Source organism: Bradyrhizobium betae (genome assembly GCF_004123905.1).
GTDB classification, from domain to species: Bacteria; Pseudomonadota; Alphaproteobacteria; order Rhizobiales; family Xanthobacteraceae; genus Bradyrhizobium; species Bradyrhizobium betae_A.
This window is the reverse complement of the sequence record NZ_MZXW01000054.1, coordinates 81,651-103,072: the sequence shown is the minus strand read 5'-3', so window position 1 is coordinate 103,072 and position 21,422 is coordinate 81,651. Positions and strand designations below refer to the sequence as shown.

The 21,422-nt window shown below is 62.5% G+C and carries 16 protein-coding genes and 1 tRNA gene; 7 read left to right on the top strand and 10 right to left on the bottom strand.

Annotated features, from left to right (window positions below; genetic code table 11):
• The first annotated feature begins 449 nt into the window (after positions 1-449).
• Both B5V03_RS38340 and B5V03_RS38335 read left to right on the top strand, forming a co-directional pair.
• Positions 450-881, top strand: a complete 432-nt coding sequence (locus B5V03_RS38340) for a hypothetical protein (RefSeq protein WP_129275590.1) — start codon at positions 450-452, stop codon at positions 879-881.
• 443 nt (positions 882-1,324) lie between these two features.
• Positions 1,325-1,777, top strand: coding sequence for a GNAT family N-acetyltransferase (locus B5V03_RS38335; RefSeq protein ID WP_129275589.1), 453 nt, complete (start codon positions 1,325-1,327; stop codon positions 1,775-1,777).
• 264 nt (positions 1,778-2,041) lie between these two features.
• Here B5V03_RS38335 and B5V03_RS38330 read toward each other — a convergent pair whose 3' ends face one another.
• Together B5V03_RS38330 and B5V03_RS38325 are read right to left on the bottom strand one after the other, a co-directional pair.
• The gene (locus B5V03_RS38330) at positions 2,042-2,773 is read right to left on the bottom strand and encodes a DUF7168 domain-containing protein (RefSeq protein ID WP_129275588.1); all 732 of its coding nucleotides are present in this window, start codon (positions 2,771-2,773) and stop codon (positions 2,042-2,044) included.
• Between the two features lie 47 nt (positions 2,774-2,820).
• Positions 2,821-2,910, bottom strand: a tRNA-Ser gene (locus B5V03_RS38325).
• A 293-nt stretch (positions 2,911-3,203) separates the two neighbouring features.
• On the opposite strand from B5V03_RS38325, the gene B5V03_RS38320 reads away from it, so the two are divergent.
• Positions 3,204-4,154 carry a helix-turn-helix domain-containing protein gene (locus tag B5V03_RS38320; RefSeq protein WP_129275587.1) on the top strand — a complete coding sequence of 317 codons (951 nt, stop codon included), beginning with the start codon at positions 3,204-3,206 and terminating at the stop codon, positions 4,152-4,154.
• A 140-nt stretch (positions 4,155-4,294) separates the two neighbouring features.
• The gene (locus B5V03_RS38315) at positions 4,295-7,216 is read left to right on the top strand and encodes an ATP-binding protein (protein WP_129275586.1); all 2,922 of its coding nucleotides are present in this window, start codon (positions 4,295-4,297) and stop codon (positions 7,214-7,216) included.
• A gap of 119 nt (positions 7,217-7,335) precedes the next feature.
• Here B5V03_RS38315 and B5V03_RS38310 read toward each other — a convergent pair whose 3' ends face one another.
• On the bottom strand, positions 7,336-8,097 hold the full coding sequence (locus tag B5V03_RS38310) for an SDR family NAD(P)-dependent oxidoreductase (RefSeq protein WP_129275585.1): 762 nt from the start codon (positions 8,095-8,097) through the stop codon (positions 7,336-7,338).
• Positions 8,098-8,394: 297 nt separating this feature from the next.
• Between B5V03_RS38310 and B5V03_RS38305 the strand changes: the two genes are divergently transcribed.
• A complete protein-coding gene (locus tag B5V03_RS38305) occupies positions 8,395-9,510 on the top strand; it encodes a helix-turn-helix domain-containing protein (protein ID WP_129275755.1) in 1,116 nt (371 codons plus the stop codon).
• A 37-nt stretch (positions 9,511-9,547) separates the two neighbouring features.
• Here B5V03_RS38305 and B5V03_RS38300 read toward each other — a convergent pair whose 3' ends face one another.
• From B5V03_RS38300 to B5V03_RS38290, 3 genes are all read right to left on the bottom strand, one after another.
• Complete coding sequence (locus B5V03_RS38300) at positions 9,548-9,871, bottom strand: hypothetical protein (protein ID WP_129275584.1); 324 nt, start codon at positions 9,869-9,871, stop codon at positions 9,548-9,550.
• Positions 9,872-10,092: 221 nt separating this feature from the next.
• Positions 10,093-11,943 carry a dihydroxy-acid dehydratase gene (gene ilvD / locus B5V03_RS38295; RefSeq protein WP_129275583.1) on the bottom strand — a complete coding sequence of 617 codons (1,851 nt, stop codon included), beginning with the start codon at positions 11,941-11,943 and terminating at the stop codon, positions 10,093-10,095.
• A gap of 195 nt (positions 11,944-12,138) precedes the next feature.
• Positions 12,139-13,008, bottom strand: coding sequence for a VOC family protein (locus B5V03_RS38290; RefSeq protein ID WP_245502472.1), 870 nt, complete (start codon positions 13,006-13,008; stop codon positions 12,139-12,141).
• A gap of 889 nt (positions 13,009-13,897) precedes the next feature.
• Between B5V03_RS38290 and B5V03_RS38285 the strand changes: the two genes are divergently transcribed.
• A complete protein-coding gene (locus tag B5V03_RS38285) occupies positions 13,898-16,144 on the top strand; it encodes a TOMM precursor leader peptide-binding protein (RefSeq protein ID WP_129275581.1) in 2,247 nt (748 codons plus the stop codon).
• A gap of 95 nt (positions 16,145-16,239) precedes the next feature.
• Entirely contained in the window at positions 16,240-17,616 is a 1,377-nt protein-coding gene (locus B5V03_RS38280; RefSeq protein ID WP_164988591.1) for a SagB/ThcOx family dehydrogenase, read from the top strand.
• A gap of 45 nt (positions 17,617-17,661) precedes the next feature.
• On the opposite strand, the gene B5V03_RS38275 is transcribed toward B5V03_RS38280, so the two are convergent.
• The 4 genes from B5V03_RS38275 to B5V03_RS38260 are packed head-to-tail and all read right to left on the bottom strand — an operon-like array spanning position 17,662 to position 21,420.
• Positions 17,662-18,522 carry an ABC transporter permease gene (locus B5V03_RS38275; protein ID WP_129275579.1) on the bottom strand — a complete coding sequence of 287 codons (861 nt, stop codon included), beginning with the start codon at positions 18,520-18,522 and terminating at the stop codon, positions 17,662-17,664.
• The gene (locus B5V03_RS38270; protein ID WP_164988565.1) at positions 18,519-19,448 is read right to left on the bottom strand and encodes an ABC transporter permease; all 930 of its coding nucleotides are present in this window, start codon (positions 19,446-19,448) and stop codon (positions 18,519-18,521) included. Before B5V03_RS38270 ends, B5V03_RS38275 begins: the two co-directional genes overlap by 4 nt.
• A complete protein-coding gene (locus tag B5V03_RS38265; RefSeq protein WP_129275577.1) occupies positions 19,448-20,440 on the bottom strand; it encodes an ABC transporter ATP-binding protein in 993 nt (330 codons plus the stop codon). The genes B5V03_RS38270 and B5V03_RS38265 overlap by 1 nt, the downstream gene beginning before the upstream one ends.
• A complete protein-coding gene (locus tag B5V03_RS38260; protein WP_129275576.1) occupies positions 20,437-21,420 on the bottom strand; it encodes an ABC transporter ATP-binding protein in 984 nt (327 codons plus the stop codon). Before B5V03_RS38260 ends, B5V03_RS38265 begins: the two co-directional genes overlap by 4 nt.
• Positions 21,421-21,422 lie beyond the last annotated feature (2 nt).

Genomic DNA, 21,422 nt, shown 5'->3' with positions numbered 1-21,422 from the left:
GGGAAAGCCCGACCGACGGACCCAGGCCGGATATACTGGCGGAAGGGCGTCAACAAAGGGGGCTGCTAGGTTTGGGAACTCAACCAACGCCCAACCAACACTTAGCGATTTAGAGGCCGATCTTTGCCCGATCCATCGCGCATCGTCGTCGCATTTGCAGCAAGTGATCCAGTCCTTGAAGTGAAACGGTCACTTGGAAATTGCGAGACACTTCGGGGCTAATTACCTCTCCGGTCATAGTTGGCAATCGCCGGTCGGTCGTGCGGACATATGTCAGGACCACGCGCTGGCCCTTAATCTCTTGAACGTGCACCAAAAAATCGCTCATGCCCGTTACCGTCCGATAAAAAGCCGTCGCATTTGCGGCCCGCCGGTAATTCTCCACAGAGGAATTTTGCGGCAGCCAAATTGACTTCTGACTTTGCCGCAACCCGCGATAGTATTCCGTAATGGAATACATCCGTTTCGCTGTGAAGTTCGCCTCGCTGGCATGCCTGTGCGTGCTGGTGGGCGGATATATTTGCCTGGTCTACAACGGCGACATCCCGAAGCCTGATCTCGACACTTTCGCCAAGCAGGTTGCTCCCTCCCTACAAACCGGCGGATCATTGATTGCGGCCCTCGCGATCGCGTTCGGTTGTTTTCTTACTGCCATCGCGCCGTTCGTCTATGCGGCGCGCTCAGGTGACTTCTTCACTGTTATCGTGAGTCTCGTGGCCCTAATCGTGTGCTGTGCGCTTTTGATCTACAGCCGTACCGTGATCGACATGGTACTTGCGGCAATCGTCTATTTCACGAGCGCATTTATTTCGGTGGTTATGTATTCGACCAACCGAATCACGGAAGCGATTTCAAAGACGCACGATCGGCAGCAAGCCTGATGAAATTGATCTCCTGCCACGACTGCAACTCTCCGGTTTCGTCTAGCGCTTCGGCGTGCCCGAAATGCGGTTCGCGTCAGCCGGCCGGACCGCCCAACGCTACCCATCGCAAACGACCGCCGATTTACAACGTGGAGGCACGCAATGATCGAAACATGATCGCGATTGCGATCGGCCTTGGTGTATTCGGAGTGCTATACGGGATCGGGACTAGTTCCGGACCGGTCGGCGGATTCGTGCTAGGAATTCTATACGGTGTCGTTGGGATACTGATCGGTGTACCTGTTGCCTTCCTTGTAAATATTACACGCCGCCTGTGGCATTGAGAGCATGGGAGCGCTCATCTAAAATTTGTCATCGAAGCCAACGCGAAACAACCAAAGGCGCGCTTGCCGCCACGTCCTGCCGACGAAGTGACGTTCTCCAGCGGATGACGGTGAACCATGAATAAATTTTCCTACCGTGTTGCCGTTTCCGGAGATGTGGACGGCATCCTGAACGTTTTCGCGGAGGTTGCTCCGGAAGTCCCGACTAGAGTCTATAGTGATACAAAGGGGGACCACACCGACACAAAGGCCAGTATCGAGGGGGCGGTCGGAACTGGGCAGTCATGGGTTGCGACTGATGCCAACGGAACGATCGTTGGGTATGCGCTTGCTAATGGGGACGATAAGGCGCTCACGCTCCTTTACCTTGGTGTTTCTCAAGCGGCACGAAATCAACATGTTTGCTCGTCGCTCGTCTCAAAGCTGAAGGAGACTAGCGCCGCGATAAACACTGACGTCCGCTCTAACAACAAGAGTTCTATGGTTGAACGCTTTGAGCACCTTGAATTCGTCAAAGGTAACATCAACGAGGACCGCACGAAGCTGCACTGGCAGAGACCGGCGACCTAAATAATCCATATCACGACCGGCAGTAGCTTGTGCTCGTTCCTAGCCACAAGTAATCGATAATTTGACTCGCGCCGACGTCGCGTTTCAATGGCGGTATGTCTCGTACTACCAAACGCCCGACACCCACGCGTGCCGATGAACGGCCGGAATTACGGTGACGCTGCACTTTATTGCACGAGCAGCGTAGACGAGAGGGCTGATTAACCGGAATGATATCGCCATGCTGTCAGCTCCGGCCGAAGCCACGCCCCTCCCCCGAGCGGGTCAGATTCCTTTGGGCGTGGTCCCGCAAAGGCCGGGATTGATGGCCAGCGACGCGCCGGCGGCGCCGCCGGCTTCGTAGGCCGTCATCGACACCATCCGGCCGGAGCTGCGCTGGGTCCGGAGATTGAGGTCGAGCTTGCCGAATTCCGCATCGACCACCGAGGTCTTGAGGACGACCAGCCCGCGGCCGGTGCTTTCGTTGACCTGATCGCGACTGGCCTTGATCGCCACCAGCCTGTCCGCGATGGACGCCACCATCCCGAGCGCGAAGGAGGCATTGGCCAGATGCCGCTCCTGGTGCCGGAACCTGCTGTAGTCGACCGAGGTCTTGAAGCGGCCAAGCTCGGCGCGCACGGCGCTGTCGATCAATTCAGCCAGGTATTGCGCGACCTCGACATCCGCGCCGAGGCCGAAGAACACATAGCTGCTCTCGCCGGCCGCGTTCTTCTCGCGCCAGACCCGACAATCGCAGAAATGAGCGATCGCGCCGATGCAGTCGTCCAGCGGAATGCGCTTCTTGCGATGGGTCTCAAAGACCCTCCGTTCGCACGGCGAGGCGCGCAGCTCGACGTCGGAGAGCGACAGATCGTGGCGATCCAGCAGCTCGGCGACCTTGGCGGCGGCAGACAGCGCCTCGTCCTCGGTGCAACCATTGGCGATCGTCTTGGCGCGCAACGCCTGGATGCGGAGCTTCAGCTTGTCGAGCGCGGCAGGATTGGACGTCTGATTCACCAATCACCTGCTCGGGAAGCCCGACCGAGAGACCCGGTCGGATAGACTGGCGGAAGGGGTGGGATTCGAACCCACGGTACCCTTGCGGGCACGCCGGTTTTCAAGACCGGTGCCTTAAACCACTCGGCCACCCTTCCGGTTCAACGATTTCAGAGGGTTAGCAGCGGCGCGAGCTGAACGAAAAGAGGCCGTTACTACCGCTTTGCTACCCAACGTGGTCGGTGAGTGCTCTTTACGGTGAGACCCATAGCGCCGTCAACGCTCGACCCCTCGGACCGGCACCAGGCAAGGCCTGCAGGGCTTCTGTTCCGGGGGCCGAGCCACTCGCCGACTTCGTCAGGCGCGCATGACGTCCAGACGTCAACGAGATCGTGCGTTTGCGGTCGATTGATCGAGCATTCGGCCGCATGATCGCTGCCGAGGTTTCCAGATGAGCGAGCCACACGTCACCGGTGGGAAATCGGCCAGCAAAGGCGCCTATGGTGCGCATCTGGCAGCCAGTTTCCGTTTGCCCGAACCTCCCACCCATGTCCGTCGCACCTTACAGCGTGGGACTATCGCTGTCTCGGTGCTGAGAGGAGGAGCCACAGGAAAGCCAAGCGGATCGCTTGGCTTTCTCGAGGCCTACCAGGTGATCGTTCCACTCAAAGGTATTCGGCAGGAATTCTGGCAAGGCAGTCGGTTCGTCTCATCCGATCCCGTGCAAGGCGGAACAACCTACATCATCGATCTCAGAGAAGATCCGCGAGTCCTTTGTCGGAATCCCGGCGGCACCGTGCACTTTTACATGCCGATTTCGACCATGAAGGCCTACGCCGAACAGAACGACCTGCCGGCATTCGCGGATTTCATCCATCTGCCTACGACCGGCCATGATGATCCTGTCATGCGTCAGCTCTCCGAGGCGGCTCTGGCGGCCATGGACCGGCCCCATGCGACGACCAGACTTCTGCTCGATTCGATCCTTGATGCTGCGTGCATCAACGTGCTCGGACAATACGCGACGTTGAATGGCGCAAACAAGACTCGAGCATACGGGCTGGCAGCATGGCAGGAACGTCGTGCGAAAGACCTTATGGATAGCCAGCTTGACGCCTCCATGGCCGAACTTGCCCAGGAATGCGGCATTTCGGTCGCCCATTTCGGTCGGGCCTTCAAGCGCACCACCGGAATCTCACCTCATCAGTGGCAGCTCGGTCGTCGCATGCAGCGGGCACAAGCAATGCTGTCAGCCTCGACGCTTTCGCTAGCCGAGATCGCGCTTGCGTGCGGATTTTCCAGCCAAAGCCACTTCACCACGTCCTTTACGGAAAACGTTGGTGTCAGCCCCAGGCGATGGCGCCGGTCAGGCGATCAACCAGAAACCGCCGACAACGCATAGGGCCCTGCGCCTTCGACCAATGGATAACCCCGGGGCGGATCAGCTTTCCGCAACCTGCGTCAATATTTCGGAAGATTTTTACCCGCGTTCTGTGCGCCTTATGTGCCAGTTCGAGAATAGCGGGCGGAAGGGAGCGGCGGATGGAAATTCTTGCGAAGCTTCAGGTTGAAGACCCCTCGGCCTCGCTGCCCGAGGGCGGAAACGACGTTCATTCGGCAAAAACGACGACGTCGTTCGGAAACTTTCGCCTGGATCGTGTGCGCCGCTTGCTGACCAATGACGGAAAGCCGGTGCGGATCGGCTCGCGCGCGCTCGACTTGTTGATCGTCCTGGTCGATCGCGCCGGCGAGGTCGTCAGCCGGCGCGAGTTGGTCGATCTCGCATGGCGAGGCGTGGCCGTCGACGATGCGGGTGTCAGAGTACACATTGCATCGCTTCGCCGCGCGCTGGGAGACGGTCGCGATGGTGCACGTTACATCATCAATGTCAGCGGTGTGGGTTACAGCTTCGTCGCATCAATAGAGCGAAAGGCCGTAGAGGCGCGGTCGGGGTCGACCGCATCCCCGGCGCCCCGGCTCACGGGCCGCGTGCCGCCACCACCCCGGTTGCTGGTCGGCCGCGACGATGTTGTCAACAGCCTGGTCGAACTTCTCCTTGAACGTCGGTTCGTAAGCATCGTCGGCTCCGGAGGCATCGGGAAAACTACAACCGCGGCAGTCGTTGCGGACCGTTTGCGAGCGGAGTTTGGTGACGACAATATTGCTTTTGTCGATCTCGGCGCCGTCTCTGACCCCGAACGGGTACCTGAGGCTATCATCTCGGCAATTGGCTGCCGGATCGGAGGCGCCGATCCCGTTGAGGAGATTTTGAACTTCCTCGCTGGCAGACGTATGCTGATCATCTTTGATAGTTGCGAGCATCTCCTCGATTCAACGTCGGGTCTGGCCGCGCGCTTGTTTCAACAAGCTCCAGCTGCCCATCTGCTGACGACGTCGCGAGAAGCGCTGCGTGTCGACGGCGAGACGATCCATTTGCTAAGCCCTCTCGCCTGCCCGATCGAGGAGTGCCCCACCGCAGCGCAGGCGCTGGCCACCCCAGCCGTGCAACTCTTCCTGGATCGCGCCAGGTTCAGCGGATTCAATGGCGAGCTGAGCGACATCGAGGCGCCGATCGTCTCCGGAATATGCCGAAGAACCGACGGAATTGCACTGGCAATCGAAATGGCGGCCAGCAGGGTTGGCACCTACGGTATTTCTGGCGTCGCCAACCTGATCGTCAATAACGTTGACCTCGGCCTGGTTGGTCGCCGCGACGCGGCTCCGCGGCATCGAACGCTCGAATCGATGCTCGACTGGAGCTTCAGGCTTCTCAATCGAGAGGAACGGCGCGTCCTATCCGCCCTCTCCATGCTCGTCGGTCTGTTCACCATGGACGCCGCGTGTTCGATCACGAACAATGCCGACCATGACAGCGCCAACGTCTCCAGAACGATCATGAGCTTGATCGACCGGTCTCTCGTCTGGGTTCATCAGGAAGGTGACACCGTCTTCTATCGGCTTCCCGACACGACTCGGGCATACGCGGCCGCCAAGCTGGCCGAGACCGAACAGACTGAATCGATTGCCGCGCGCCACGCGCTCTATTTTTCGAAGCTATTCAAAGCCACCGCGCTCGAGCACGGCACCTATGCTGATCTTGGACGTCACGCGCCGCATATCGGAAATTTGCGAAAGGCACTCGAATGGACATTTTCCAACGAGAAGTCCCGCCCGGTTGGCGTTCAGCTTGCGGCCGACACCGCCCCGCTCTTTCTCGGTCTCTGGTTGTTGAACGAATGCCGGCACTGGTCTCAACTGGCATTAAGCTTTAAAGACGACCTCGGCGAAATTCCCGAGAGCGAAGCGCGCCTGCAGGAAGCGCTGGCGGTGTCCACGATGTACACCCTGGGCAATACGCCGGAGGTTCGGAATGCCCTGGAGCGTGGGTTGGTTCTCTCCGAGGCTGTCGGGCAAGCGCCCCAACAGCTTCGCCTTCTGAGCGACCTCGCCCTCTTCTTCAACCGAACTGGTGATTTCGGGGCGGCGTTGGCCGCCGTGAAGCGCAGCGGAGCCATCGCAGAACGCAGCGGTTCTCCTGAAGATCGCATCAATGCTGAATGGCTGATGGCAGCTTCCAGTCATATGGCGGGCGACCAACTGGCAACGATCGCCCACTACGAGCGCGGTTCCAGGCTTGAAGCCACGACCGGCCGCCCGAAAATCAATCTGTTCGGATACGACGATCGCCTGAGGGCCCAGATCTCGCTGGCACGCTGCGTTTGGCTCCGCGGATCCCCCGACAGCGCCTGCAAGCTGGCCATCAAGACCATGGACGATGCGGCGGAGATATCTCTGCCAAGCAACTACACCATGGCGATCACCCACTCCGTACCTGTCTTGCTTTGGAGCGGCAACACCGTCGAGTCGGCCCTGTATATCGAGCGCCTGCGCGTACACGCCGAACGTTTATCGATCAAAACCCACACGTCTGCCGCGTTGGCCCTGAGAGGAGAATGGCTCTTGATGACCGGAGACTTCTCGACCGGAGTTGAGACATTGCGACAAGCGCTGGATCGGCTTCGCCGCGAGCGCCTGCACATGCTCACTCCAACAGCGTCGATAGCTCTGGCGGATGGGCTGTCCCAGTGCGGAAATCATGACGAGGCGCGCGCGACGATCGACAGCGCCGTGGCATCGTCCCGGGAAATGAATCAGCAATTCTATCTTCCGAGCCTTCTGCGCACACAAGGCGAAATTATCTTGAGAAGCCCGCAACCGGACTTCGAATCCGCCGAGTCATCCTTGCGCAAGTCCATCGAACTTGCGGCAATGCAGGCCTCCCCTGGTTGGGAATTAAAGGCTGCCGTGCCGCTGGCACGCTTGTTGATACAAACTCGGCGCAGCCACGAAGCCCTCGCCCTCATCGGCCCAATCTATCGCGCGCATTCGGAGAAAACGGGCTCGACCGATCTCGTCGCCGCCGCAAGCATTCTGGAGGCGGCGCCGTGCGACTCCCACGTCTGATCGGGTCGACCTGCCGCCCGCCATCCGTCTTGACGATCTCTCATCGGGAGATAACGGAGCCACGCAAATAGCGAGACCCCGGTTTGATTTCAAGGAAGCCGCACAGCCGTTGCGGGCAGCTAGATCGCCATGCCGCCCGAGACCTCGATTCGCTGGGCGTTGATCCAGCGGTTGTCCTCGGACAGCAGCGAAGCGATCATCGGCCCGACGTCGTCCGGGACACCAGGCCGCCCGAGCGCAGTCATGTCGGCGACCTGTTTGTTGAGTGTTGGATTGTCGCGCACCATACCGCCGCTGAAGTCGGTCTGCATTGCGCCGGGGGCCACAGCATTCACCGCGATCCGACGTGGGCCCAGTTCTTTAGCTTGATAACGCGTAAGGACCTCAATGGCGCCCTTAAACGCGCCGTACGGCGCGCTGCCGGGAATGATGATACGGGCGAGCCCGCTGGAGATATTCACGATCCGGCCGCCGTCTCTGATGAGCGGAAGCAATTTCTGCGTCAGGAAAAACACGCCCTTGAAATTCACCCTGTAGAGAGCGTCGAGTTCGTCCTCAGTCGTCATTTCAAACGAATTGTGATGTGAAATGCCGGCATTGTTGACCAGATAATCGAAATGCGTTGCTCCGAGGCAAGCCAGGGCTTCCCGCACCTGCGCGACAAAGCCGCCAAACGCGCTCACGTCGCCGACATCCAGCTGCAAAGGTATAGCTCGGGATTCCATCTCGCTGACTTGTGCCGCCACCATGTCGGCCTCATTGCGTGCCGACTTGTATGTGAAGATGGTATCCACACCTCTGCGCGCAAGGCTGATCGTCGTGTTGCGCCCAAGACCGCGGCTGCCCCCCGTCACGATGGCGATTGGTCTACGCTGTTCCATCTGAATTCTCCTTGATCCTCGCGGCCCTTCTCCTAGGTGCCACGAGGTCAGGATAGCGATGAGACACACTCCCGCGCGTTGTGAATTGCTAAGAATTGCTAAGACGACCAACGCATCTCAATGGAGCGAAGTGACGCCACGCTCTCCGTTCGACAGCGACTGCCTCTTTCAAGATTTAGCACTATTTTGCAATCGATAACCCGTATCGATCCGCCTTCAGACGTATCTTTCCCTGTATCGCACATGTTGAGGGTTCACGACCGTCGCAACGGCGGCGGAACCCGGAAAGAACGGATGATGTCCATCGGCACACAAGTGGAACGATCGTTCAATCGTCGAGACTGTTCCTTGCGAGATGAAAGTTTGCCCGAAACCGCGGGGCTCTACCAGGAACAGTCCTGGCGTCGAGTCCAGCCCGGCCTCGCGGCCAGAGACATCGTAATCTCGCGCTGGACCGACCTGCAGAATGCCACACTGCGTGCAGAAGCGACGACACCACCCGATCAATATTTTTTGGGAATCGCACTCAAGGCAACCCGCCTGACATTGGCCGGCGATGGGCAGGCGATATTCGATGGCAACATGCCGGCAGGCACGCTGTACGTCTCGGCGCCGTCGAAGCGAATCATCGCGCAGTTTCATTCGCCATTCGATTTCCTGCACTTCCGCATTTCTGCCGACTACATGGTTTCACAGCAATCGACGCGGCAGTTGCGCGCGGCCGAAAGCATGAATGAACTGGTGTTGTTGCGTGATCCTCTCGTCGATCAACTTGCAAAGGCGCTGACCGGGTATGGGGACCCTACCGACGGGGAGTATGCACATTGCATAGGCCGGACCCTCGCCATGCATGTGGCTCGGCTCGAACGCCCGCAGATCAAGGTCAATGGCTTGCCCAAGTGGCGTCTGCGTCGTGTCGAAGAGTACGTCAAGGCGCATTTCGACCGCGGCATCGGTCTTTCCGACCTCGCAAACATCGCGGGTCTCTCCCGCATGCACTTCGCGGCGCAATTCCGAATTGCGACTGGCTACCGTCCGCATGAATATCTCCAGCATCAGCGCATCGAACATGCCAAGTCTCTCTTATCAACAACCGAAACCCCACTGGTCGAGGTCGCGCTTGCCGTTGGCTTCTGCACGCAGGCGCATTTTTCGACGGTGTTCAAACGCACGACAGGCGAAACGCCTGCCCGCTGGAGATCAGAAAGCAAGAATGCTTTCTCTTCGGTTCAAAATGCCGTGCAGTGTGAGCACGCGGGACGCGCCACCACCCAGACTATCGCCGCAAGACCATGCGAATCGAGAAATGGCTCGCATTCGCGAAGCATGTTCCCGGCCGCGAGGCCCGGTTTGGCGTCACTTCCATTTCCAGGCCTCGTTTGCGGCCCTCAAAAGCAAAACGGCGCCCCGTGAGGAGCGCCGTATGGAATTCGTCGTTGCTGCGTTGAACTCAGTAGCCGCAGGACGCGCAGCCCATCTGCACCGGGGCGTAATAGGAATAGCCGGGCGAGACCATCTCGGTGCGCTGGCGCGTCGCGTATTGCGGCGGGATGCGCTCGTACTGGACACCGGGCGGCGCCACCATCACGGTCTGCGGCACCATCACGGTGCGGTACTGCGCCGGCGTGCGGTGCGCGACGGTCGCGCCCGGCGACACCATCACGGTCTCGTCGACGGTGCGGTATTGCGGAGCGACGTATTGCTGCTGGTAGCAGGTCTGGCACGGCGGCGGCGCGTAGCAATTGTAGCAGCCGGCGGAAGCCGCAGTCGTCATGGAAATCGCAGCGACGGCCGTTGAGAAAACGACAGCGAGAGTACGAGACATTGTGGTGGTGCCCCAGTTGCCCGAAATGGATTTGCGAAGGTCGCCGCAGTATACGCCGCAAAATCCTAGGCTGCCGAAGTTCGTCGAGGCATCCTTAATGCGAACGGCCGGCTTTCGCCGGCCGTTCAGAACTTGTTGACCATGGGCGCTAGCTGCGAACGCAGCAGCGCTTACTTCCCGCGACGCTTCACCTCGCGCACCGCGCCGCGCGCGGCGCTGGTGGTGAGTGCGGCGTAAGCCTGCAGCGCGGTCGAGACGTTGCGCTTGCGGCCGATCGCCTGCCATGCGGTGTCGCCCTTCGCCTCTTCCGCCGCGCGGCGCTTGGCGAGTTCCTCGTCCGACACATCGAGCGTGATGCTGCGGTTCGGGATGTCGATGGCGATGCGGTCGCCGGTGCGGACGAGACCGATGTTGCCGCCTTCGGCTGCTTCCGGCGACAGATGGCCGATCGACAGGCCCGACGAGCCGCCGGAGAAGCGGCCGTCGGTGACGAGCGCGCAGGCTTTGCCGAGGCCCATCGATTTCAGATAGCTGGTGGGATACAGCATCTCCTGCATGCCGGGGCCGCCGCGCGGGCCTTCATAGATGATGACCACGACCTCGCCGGCGACGACCTTGCCGCCGAGGATTCCTTCGACCGCGGCGTCCTGGCTCTCGAATACGCGCGCGGGGCCGGAGAACTTCAGGATCGAGGCATCGACGCCGGCGGTCTTCACGATGCAGCCGTCCTGCGCGAGGTTGCCGTAGAGCACGGCGAGGCCGCCGTCCTTGCTGAAGGCGTGCTCGAGGTTACGCACGACGCCCTTCTCGCGGTCGCTGTCGAGCTCGTCGTAGCGGCGCTCCTGGCTGAACGCGACCTGGGTCGGGATGCCGCCGGGCGAGGCGCGGAAGAAGGTGCGCACGGACTCGCTCTTCGAGCGCTTGATGTCCCAGCGCTCCAGCGCATCGTTCATGGTCGGCGCGTGCACGGTCGAGACCGACGTGTCGATCAGGCCGGCGCGATCGAGCTCGCCCAGAATGCCCATGATGCCGCCGGCGCGATGCACGTCCTCGACATGGACGTCGGCGACCGAGGGCGCGACCTTGCACAGCACGGGAACGCGGCGCGACAGCCGGTCGATATCCTGCATGGTGAACTTCACCTCGCCTTCATGGGCCGCCGCGAGCAGATGCAGCACGGTGTTGGTCGAGCCGCCCATCGCGATGTCGAGCGTCATCGCGTTCTCGAACGCCTTGAAGTTCGCGACATTGCGCGGCAGCACGCTAGCATCGTCCTGCTCGTAATGGCGGCGCACGATATCGACGATGGTGTGGCCGGCCTCGACGAACAGGCGCTTGCGGTCGGCGTGGGTTGCGACCACCGTGCCGTTGCCGGGCAGCGCGAGACCGAGCGCCTCGGTCAGGCAGTTCATCGAGTTCGCCGTGAACATGCCCGAGCAGGAGCCGCAGGTCGGGCACGCCGAGCGCTCGATCACCTTGACGTCCTCGTCGCTGACCTTGGAGTCGGCCGCGGCCACCATGGCGTCGATGAGGTCGACGGCCTTGGTCTTGCCTTGCAGCGTGACCTTGCCCGCCTCCATCGGACCGCCCGAGACGAACACGGCGGGGATGTTGAGCCGCAGCGCGGCCATCAGCATGCCGGGGGTGATCTTGTCGCAGTTGGAGATGCAGACGAGGCCGTCGGCGCAGTGGGCGTTGGCCATGTACTCGACGCTGTCGGCGATCAGTTCGCGCGACGGCAGGCTGTAGAGCATGCCGTCATGGCCCATGGCGATGCCGTCGTCGACCGCGATGGTGTTGAATTCCTTGGCGACGCCGCCGGCCTGCTCGATCTCGCGGGCGACGAGCTGGCCGAGGTCCTTCAGATGGACGTGGCCGGGCACGAACTGGGTGAAGGAGTTGACGACCGCGATGATCGGCTTGCCGAAATCGCCGTCCTTCATGCCCGTCGCGCGCCAGAGGCCGCGGGCGCCCGCCATGTTGCGGCCGTGGGTGGTGGTGCGGGAGCGATAGGCTGGCATGGCGGTTTCCGTCCTCGGGTTTGACCGGCCGGGCGGGAAAATATGGTAGCCGCCTCAGGCCTTTCTGGCCGGATAGCGCACGGGGTGGCGCCACGCAACGGGAACTTGCCCCTGATAGCCCCGGATCGGCCTATCGCAGGCCTCCCCTGCTCCCGGCGCGGGCTATTGCAGGGTCGAGCCGGACAGACGCTGTTGCTAGCGCTTCGGCTTGGGCAGAATAATTCTCCCCTGGGAGGCAATGCCACCCCACTTGGCGGACCAGCCGATTTCCGAGGCCGAGGATGGCTCAATGCCTGTCTGCCCCCGGGCGCCCTGCAATGCAAACAGGGCGCCTTGGGGGTCGACACATCGTGCGATCCAGCAGCCATCAGGCAATTCGATCGGCCCCTGCAGGATCCGGCCTCCACCAGCATTCACATGCTTCGTGGCAGCACTGATGTCGTCAACATTGAAGTAATGCAGCCAGCTCGGCTGCGCTACGCTCGGAAGTTTCGTGAGCATGCCGCCGACAGTCTGCCCACCCGCCGAAAACAATTGATACCATGCCGCTGGTTCGCTTTGAGCGTCGGCCTTTTGCCAACCGAATAGCTCTCGGTAGAAATCGAAGATCAAGGTCCGGTCGGCGGCCAGTAACTCGTGCCAGCCTACGCGCCCCGGCTCGTCCACCCGGCCGGGTTTCCGTCGGCCATAGGTCGGTTCTTTGATCAGCCCGAACGTCGCCTCCTGCGGATCGGCAACGACTGCTATGCGGCCAATATTGGTGTCGGTCGGTGGGACAAGGATCGTGCCTCCAAGACGCCTGATCTGCGTGGTGGTGGCGTCCAGGTCGTCGACGGCGACGTATCCCATCCATCTCGGCGTCGCCCCTGATCTCCGCCCCTCTTCCGGGATATCCAAAAGCCCGCCCACCCGGGTGCCGCCGCTACGAAGCACCCTGTAAGGCAGTTCCGGAGTCGATTCCGCCTTCACGCCCCAGCCGACGACCTTGCGATAGAATGCGCCCGCCGCCGCGACGTCCGTGGTCAGCAGTTCGTACCAAGCGAAATGTCCGAGTTGATCCGCCACGCCGATCTCTCCGTTCAAACTAGGATGCGATTGCGGCACTGCACCAAGCTGCACGCGCACCAAGAGCGCGGATCGTTGATGCGTTGTGTCAACTGGCCCCGCCGCCGTCGTTCATGAAGATGAATACATCCTGGACGTGCGGCGCCGCGCTTTTATGCGCGTAATTGTTGCTCGCGTTATTTCCTCGGCGTAGACTTACCGCGGCTGGGACGCTTCTTGCAATGCTCGGAGGTTCGACCATGCGGCAGGCGAAGAAGACTTCTAAAGGGAAGAAGCGAGTAACCAAAGTCGCCGTGCCGGCGTTAGGAGCCGCAGGGTTGACGTTCTCGCTGGCGGGAGGCGCATCGGCGTCCGCCGTGCCGACACCCGACGTACAACAATTGCCGTACTTTGGAACGGGTCAGGCAATCACGCTCGATGAAGAGGAAATGGCTGACGTCAGCCTCGCCACCTTCCATCTCTTCGACAAGGAAAACGCCGGGAGCCGCGTGCAGCTGGCATGGCGCGGATGCGGCGGTTGCCGCGGCTGCAGGGGCTGTCGGGGTTGCCGTAGCTGCCGATGTGGCGTCGGCTGCCGATGTGCGGGTTGTGCCGTTGGTGTGGGATGCGCCGTATCATGCGCGGGCTGCTGCGCATCGTGGGGCCGCTGCCGCTGGTGCTAGGCCTCGGCGCGTTCCGAATGTCAAATTCACGGGTTGATAGGTCATTGGCCGGCCTCAAGAAAGGGTCCGGCCAATTGCTTGATTTCGCTACGACGCTTGCATCGGCGGCTTGCGGGCGACAGCCGAATTCATTTCAATTCTCTGGGAAAATGCCGGCGCGCGGGCGCGACGATCCGTTTTGCGCCGGGGATCTCGCGTAACGGCAACAGGATCAGCGTGCTGACTCAATGACTGCAACTCGCAAGACCCGCGTTGCGCGGCAGACCCGCCAAGACATTCTCCGATTTGCACCGAACTTCACCGCTTACGCATTGCCTCCCGATGCGGTTTGTCTCTATTCCGAAAACCGCAAATTTTTCCTGCACGGCGAACTCTACTACGCCCTCGCCACCGCGATCGGGCAACACGGCAAAGCCAGGTCGGAGATCACTCGCCAGCTTTCGAAGCGCTTCCCGGTCGACAAGATCGAGGAAGCAATCAAGCGGCTGGTCGATCGCCGATATGTCGTTGCGCGGACCTCGCCAGTATTCGACGAGGCCGTCGGCGGCTTTTGGGCAAGCCTCGGCTTGTCTCCAGAGGTCGCGGAACAAAATCTTCGCAGTTGCTCCGTTCAGGTCGAGTCGATTGACGTCAAAGGCGCCAAGGAGCTGACCGCGGCCTTGAGTAAGCTCGGCGTTCAAATCGCCAAGCGCTCGCCGAAGCTGACGATCACGCTGGTGAACGATTATCTTGACCGGCGGCTCGCCGAGCTGAACCAGGAACGTGTGGCCGGCAAGACGCCCTGGTTGCTGGTACAGCCATCCGGTCCATTTCCGCTGGTCGGGCCCGTGTTCAAGCCGGGCGAGAGCGCCTGCTGGACCTGCCTGTTCGATCGCATGATCCGCAACCGGGAGATCAAGGGGTTTCTTGACCGGGGACCGGCGCGTGCGGTTGCCGTATCGCCGCTCGTCAGAGAAAGCGTCGGGCAGACTGGAATCCATTTTGCGGCCGTCGAGATCGCCAAGGCAATCGCCTCGGATTTTCGCACCGATTTGTGCGATCACATCGCAAGCTTCGACCTGACCGGCGCCGCCGTCGCCAAGCACTACGTGACGCGACGTCCGCAATGTCCGACCTGCGGCAGCAGGAAGCTGAACAGCCCGCGCCGATCGCCGGCCCCTGTCGAGATCGCCGAAGGCAAGAAGCTCGTCATGACCAGCGGTGGATATCGCACCATGACGTCGCGGGCCACGGTGTCGCGCTTTCGCAAGCATGTGAGCCCACTGACAGGAGTGGTGACCAGGCTCGAACGAATCGACGTCGATCTGCCGATGAACACCAATTACTTCGCCCAGCACAATTTCTCCGCGCCGGCTCAAAGCATCGACCAGCTCAGGTCCGGATTGAGCGGCGGCAGCTTTGGCAAGGGCTCGACGGCTGAACAGGGCGAAGCCAGCGCGCTGATGGAGTCGATCGAACGCTATTCGGGCATTTTCCAAGGCGATGAGATCAGGACGACGCGCCGCTTTGTCGATTTCGCGCCTGGCGAGGCGCTTCTTCCCAACGATGTCCAGCTCTTCAGCGAAACGCAGTTCAAGAACAGGTTTCTGCAGCAGCCGGACGATTCCCATCCAGTGCCCGAGCCGTTCGATCCCTCGACGAGGACCGAGTGGTCGCCGGTCTCGTCGTTGCGCGACAAACGCTTCAAATATCTGCCGACCGGCCTCCTGTACTTCTTTTATGGCGGCTTTCATACGGATTCCAACGGCTGCGCGGCCGGCAACACCCGCGACGAAGCCATCGTCCAGGGCTTCCTCGAACTGATCGAGCGCGATGCCTACGCGATCTGGTGGTACAACCGGGTGCAGCGCGCCGAGGTCGACCTCGAGCAGTTTGACGATTTCTATGTCCGGGATCTCCAGGCTCAATTTGCGGAAGCCGGGCGCAAGCTGTGGGTGCTCGACATCACCACGGACCTCGGCATTCCGACTTACGTGGCGATCATGCACTGGATGCAGAATGGACACGAGAATATCGAGTTCGGTTCCGGCGCGCATTTCGACCGCCATATAGCGCTGCTGCGATCCCTCACGGAACTGACCCAATTCATGTCCGTCGGCATGATGGGCGGCGCAAGCGGCGAGAAGTCGACCCTCGACGGTGTCACGCCGCTGCGCCTGGAAGACTACCCGTTCCTGACACCGAGCGATCGCCCCATCGTCCCCGCAGCGCCGAGCCTCAAGCTTCACGGCAATACGCGCGACCAGGTCATTGCCTGCGTCGAGATCGCCGCCCGTGCAGGCTACGATTTCCTCGTCCTCGACCAGACACGTCCCGACGTCGAGGTTCCGGTCGTCAGAGTGCTCGTTCCCGGCCTGCGTCATTTCTATCGCCGCTTCGCACCGGGTCGCCTTTACGATGTGCCGGTGAAGCTCGGATTGTTGGACCGGCCGCGCCCTGAAGGCGATCTGACTTCATTCCTTCCACACACCTGAAGGGCTGCTCTTTCGTGCGCGCTCCCCGGAAAAAGCCGACCAGGAAGATCGCGCCGGGCATTGCCGCCCGATTGAGCCATCACTTCTCCCTCCAGATGCAGCCGGACGGAAACATCGCGGCGTCTCTGGGCGACTATTCCGTCAACCTCGGACAATTCAGCGCGGCCGCGATGGACTGCGCGCGACATCTGAGCACCGGCCTTCCGCTCGCGTCCTTTGCAGGCAAGAGCGCCCTCGCGAGAGACGTCGACGCCCTGGTGCATCGCTTAGCCCGGCAGGGGCTTCTGGAATACCGCCTCTCCTCTTCGCGTAACACGCAGGACTTCGTGGTCATTGAGCCCCAAGTCCCCGAATACTGGCCGCGGCGCGCGAAGCTGGGCAGTCGTGACACCATTGTACTCTCGCGCTTTGCCTATCTGCGCCGGCGCGGCAACGAGTTGGTGCTGGAATCGCCGCGCGCCGGCGCGTTGTTCCGGATTGGCGATCCCGCCATCGCCGCCACCCTTGCTGCGCTGTCGCAGCCTCGGAAGATCGGCAAGCTCAACCAGAAGGTAGCTTCATCCACCCTCCATCTTCTCGAACTGTTGCTGGACAGCCAGATCCTGCTCAAGCTCGATGCGAAAGACGAACAAGGCCTGCGGGTGAACGAAGGCGACGGCAACCTCGTACTCTGGGATTTCCACGATCTGGTGTTTCACACGCGGAGCACGGAGGGCCGGCAAGCCAATCCGGTCGGCGCCGCTTTCACCTATGCGAGCGTCGTTCCGCCGCCGCCCGCGGTACGTCCGCCCTGGCCAGGCAGCAAGATCGACCTGCGCAAATTCTCCTCCTCGGAGCCGAACGCTCGCTTCCCGATGCTGTTGCGCGAACGCCATTCAACACGGGATTTCGACGACAAGCATCCGGTCACGCTCGGCGAACTCGCGCAGTTTCTCGACACCACCGCGCGCGTCGTGTCCGAATGGAAGAGCGAGCCGTATTTTGACGGCGGTCCCGAGGTCACCTACAGCACGAGGCCTTATCCGGCGGCGGGCAGCGCGTACGAGCTGGAATTGTACCTGGCGGTCTCGAACTGCGAAGGGCTCGCGCGCGGACTCTACCACTACGACGCAGGGGGCCACGCGCTGGTAGCGATCAGCGCCTCCGCTCAACAACTCCAGGCCCTCTCGGTGGCAGCTCAGTTTGCCATGGACGCGCCTGGTGAGCCGCAAATCCTGATCACGATCGCGGCGCGCTTTGGGCGGGTCTCCTGGAAATACAGCTCGATTGCATATTCGTTGATCCTCAAGGATGTCGGCAGCCTGATTCAGACGTTTTATCTGGCGGCGACCGACATGGGCCTCGGCGGCTGCGCCATTGGCAGCACCAATATCGATCTGTTCGCGAAAATGACGGAGTTGGAATTCCATATCGAGGGCCCGGTCGGTCAATTCGCGCTCGGGCGCGGCAGGACGCCGGAGGTCCAAGGCTAGAATCGGCGTCCGACGGCAAATCGGCGCACGCATCACGCCGTCGCGCTATTGCAGCGTCGGATCGAGCCGGTCGCGCAGCCAGTCGCCGATCACGGAGACGGCCAGCGTGGTGATCACGATGGTCGTCGCCGGTGCCAGCATGATCCACGGCGCCCGGGTCAAATATTCGCGGCCATAGCCGACCATATTGCCGAGGCTGGTCATCGGCGGCTGCACGCCGAGGCCGAGGAAGGACAGGCCCGATTCCATCAGGATGACCTCGGGGAAAACAAGCGTGGTCGAGACGATCAGGGTCGAGGCGATGTTGGGCAGGATGTGCCTGAGGTAGATCCGCGCCGGCGTCGCGCCGAGCTGGCGGACCGCGGCGGCGTAGCCCTGTGCATTGGCGGAGATGGCGAGGCCGCGGGCGATGCGGGCGTAGCGCTCCCAGCCGAACAGCCCCATCAGGCCGATCAGCAGCGGCAGTGAATTGCCGAAGAAGGCGAGCACCGCGAGTGCCATGATCAGGAACGGCATGCTGGCCTGGAAATCGGTCAGCATCAGCACGAGCTGCTCGACGGCGCCGCGAAAATGCGCGGCCAGGAAGCCGAGCGTGGTGCCGACGATGGCCGAGATCGCGGTCGCGCCGAAGGCGATCAGCAGCGAGATACGGATCGAGACGAGAAGCCGCGACAGCACGTCGCGGCCGAGCTCGTCGGTGCCGAGCCAATGCGCGACGTTGCCGGGCGCCGAGAGCCGGTTGCGCAGATCGAGCTGGGTGAAGCTGTAAGGGGCGATCTTCTCGGCGAAGGCGGCGATCACCAGCATCGCGACGATCCAGCCGATGGCGAGCGCCACCGAGACCGGGATCGCCGGCAGGTTGATGCGGCGGCGGGTAGTGATGTCTTTCAATGTCGCATCGGTCATGCGTGGGCCCCCTTGGCGCGCAGCCGCGGATCGAGGAAGCCATAGAGGAAGTCGACGACCAGGTTCGACGTAACCATCGTCATCGCGACCAATAGGAGGATGCATTGCACGACGGCGAGATCGCGGTTGGCAACGGCGACGACGAGAAGCCGCCCCACTCCCGGCCAGGCAAAGACGCTCTCGACCACCACCGCGCCCGCGATCAGCGTGCCCACCATGAAGCCCAAAATGGTCACGGTCGGGATCGCCGCGTTCGGCAGCGCGTGCGACGTCACCACCTTGCGCCACGGCATGCCCTTGGCCGATGCGGTGCGGATATAGGGCTGGCCCAGCACCTCCAGCATGGCGCTGCGGGTGAAGCGCGCCAGCACAGCGGCACCGCCGAGGCTAAGCGTTACGATCGGCAAAATGGCGTGGCGCCAGCTGTCCTGCCCGCCCGACGGCAGCCAGCCGAGCTGCACGGCGAAAACGAGAACCAGCAGCAGCGCAAGGACAAAACTCGGCACGGTGAAGCCGGCAACCGCGGTCATCATGACGGCGCGGTCGATTCCCGAGCCGCGATGCAGCGCGGCGTAGATGCCGGCGGGGATGCCGAGCGCCACCTTGAAGAAGAACGCCGGCAGCGTCAGGGCCAACGTTGCCGGAATCCGCTCCAGCACCAGCTCGATCGCGGGGCGCCCGTCGCGCATGGAGCGCCCGAGCTCACCTTTGGCGATGGCGCCAAAATAGTCGAGATACTGAAACCAGATGGGATCATCGAGGCCCCACGCCTTGCGGAAGGCGGCGAGCACTTCCGGCGGGGCCTCAGGTCCCAAAATCATCAGCGCGGGGTCGCCGGACAAGCGCAGCACGACGAACGCGAAGGTGACGACGAGGACAATCGTGAGGGCGGCGCGTCCAATGCGAATGGCGAAATAGCGTCCCATCACGCCGCATCCCGCGTCTCGACCTGCGGACCCGTCACGAGATGGCAGGCGACCTTCCGGTCACCGCCAACGGCGGACAGCGCCGGCACCTCGCTCGCACAGCGCGCGATCGCGCGCGGGCAGCGCGGATGGAAGGCGCAGCCGTTGGGTCGCGCCGCCGGGTTCGGCGGATCGCCTGCGAGCACGATGCGGCTGGCGCTGCGGCGGCCCGGTGCGGGCGAGGCCGAGACCAGTGCCTGGGTGTACGGGTGTTCGGGGCGCGCAAACAGATCGTCGGCACTGCCGATCTCGACGATGCGGCCGAGATACATCACGGCAACGACATTGCTGATCTGTCGGACGACGCGCAGATCGTGGCTGATGAACAGAAGTGTAAGGCCCAGCTGCGCCTGGAGATCGCAAAGCAGGTTCACCACCTGCGCCTGGATCGAGACATCGAGCGCGCTGACCGGCTCGTCACAGACGAGGAAATCGGGCTTCGTCGCCAGCGCCCGCGCCAGCACGATGCGCTGGCGCTGTCCGCCGGACAGCGCGCCTGGATAGCGCACGCCATGCGCGGGCGTTAGCTCGACCGCGCGCAGCAACTCGCGGACACGCTCCTCGCGCTCGGCGGGCGTGCCGAGACCGTGAATGTCCAGGGGCTCGCGGATCTGAGTGGCGACCGGCAACCGCCGGTCCAGCGCGCCCAGCGGGTCCTGGAAGATCATCTGCATGTGCGCTCGTTGCGCCCGCCACGCCCGCGTTCCGACTGCCGCCATCGGCTTGCCATCGAACCGTACCTCGCCGCGATCAGGCGGCTCGAGGCCGAGCACGATGCGGCCGGTGGTCGATTTGCCCGAACCGGACTCGCCGACGAGCCCGAGCGTTTCGCCTTTGGGGATCGTCAGCGACACGCCATCGACCGCGTGGACGGCCGTGCTGCGGCCGAACATGCCCGAGCGCATGGCATAGCTGCGCGCGATCGAGGATACCTCGACGAGCGGCGCGCTCATTCGGCGGCGATCCCGAGCAGCGCGCGGCGCGAGGCCTCGGCACGTATGCAGGCGACGGCGCGGTTATCAGCGATGGGCGCCAGCGTCGGGGACGTACGGCCGCATGGCTCGGCTGCCAGTGCGCAGCGCGGCGCGAAGGCGCAGCCATCAGGCATGTGCGCGGGATCAGGTACCGTGCCGGGAATGGCAGTCAGGCGACGGCGCGGCCCGTCGAGCGGGGGCAGCGCGCCGATCAGGCCCTGCGCATAGGGATGCACGGGATCGGCGAAGAGCTGGTTGGCCGGCGCCTGCTCGACGATGCGGCCGGCATACATCACCGAGACGCGGTCGCAGTTTTCGGCGACGACGCCGAGATCGTGGCTGATCAGCACCATCGCCATGCTCATCTCGCGGCGGATGGTGGAGAGCAGCTCGAGGATCTGAGCCTGGATAGTGGCGTCGAGCGCCGTAGTCGGCTCGTCCGCGATCAGCAGATCAGGATTTCCGGCGAGCGCCATCGCGATCATGATGCGCTGAACCTGGCCGCCGGAGAATTCGTGCGGATAGGCGGACAGTCGCCGCGCCGCATCGGGAATGCCGACCAGATTGAGCAGCCGCAGCGCTTCGGCCTTCACGGCCTCGCCGGAGAGGTCGCGATGCAGCGCCAGGGCTTCGCAGAGCTGCTTGCGGATCGTCAGCACCGGATTGAGCGCGCTGGCCGGATCCTGGAAGATCATGGCGACCCGCCCGCCCCGCACCTGATCGAGTTCAGCTGCGCGCGCGCCAAGGATCTCACGCCCGTCGAGCCGCACCGAGCCCGAGACCTTCGCGTGTCGCGGCAAGAGGCCGAGCGCGGCAAGCCACGTCACCGACTTGCCGGAGCCGGATTCGCCGACGAGGCCGAGGGCCTCGCCCTTCTGCAAGGTAAGATCGACGCCGCGCAGGACCGGCACGCCGCTGAAGGCGACGCTGAGGCCTTCGATGCTGACTAGCGGCGTCACGG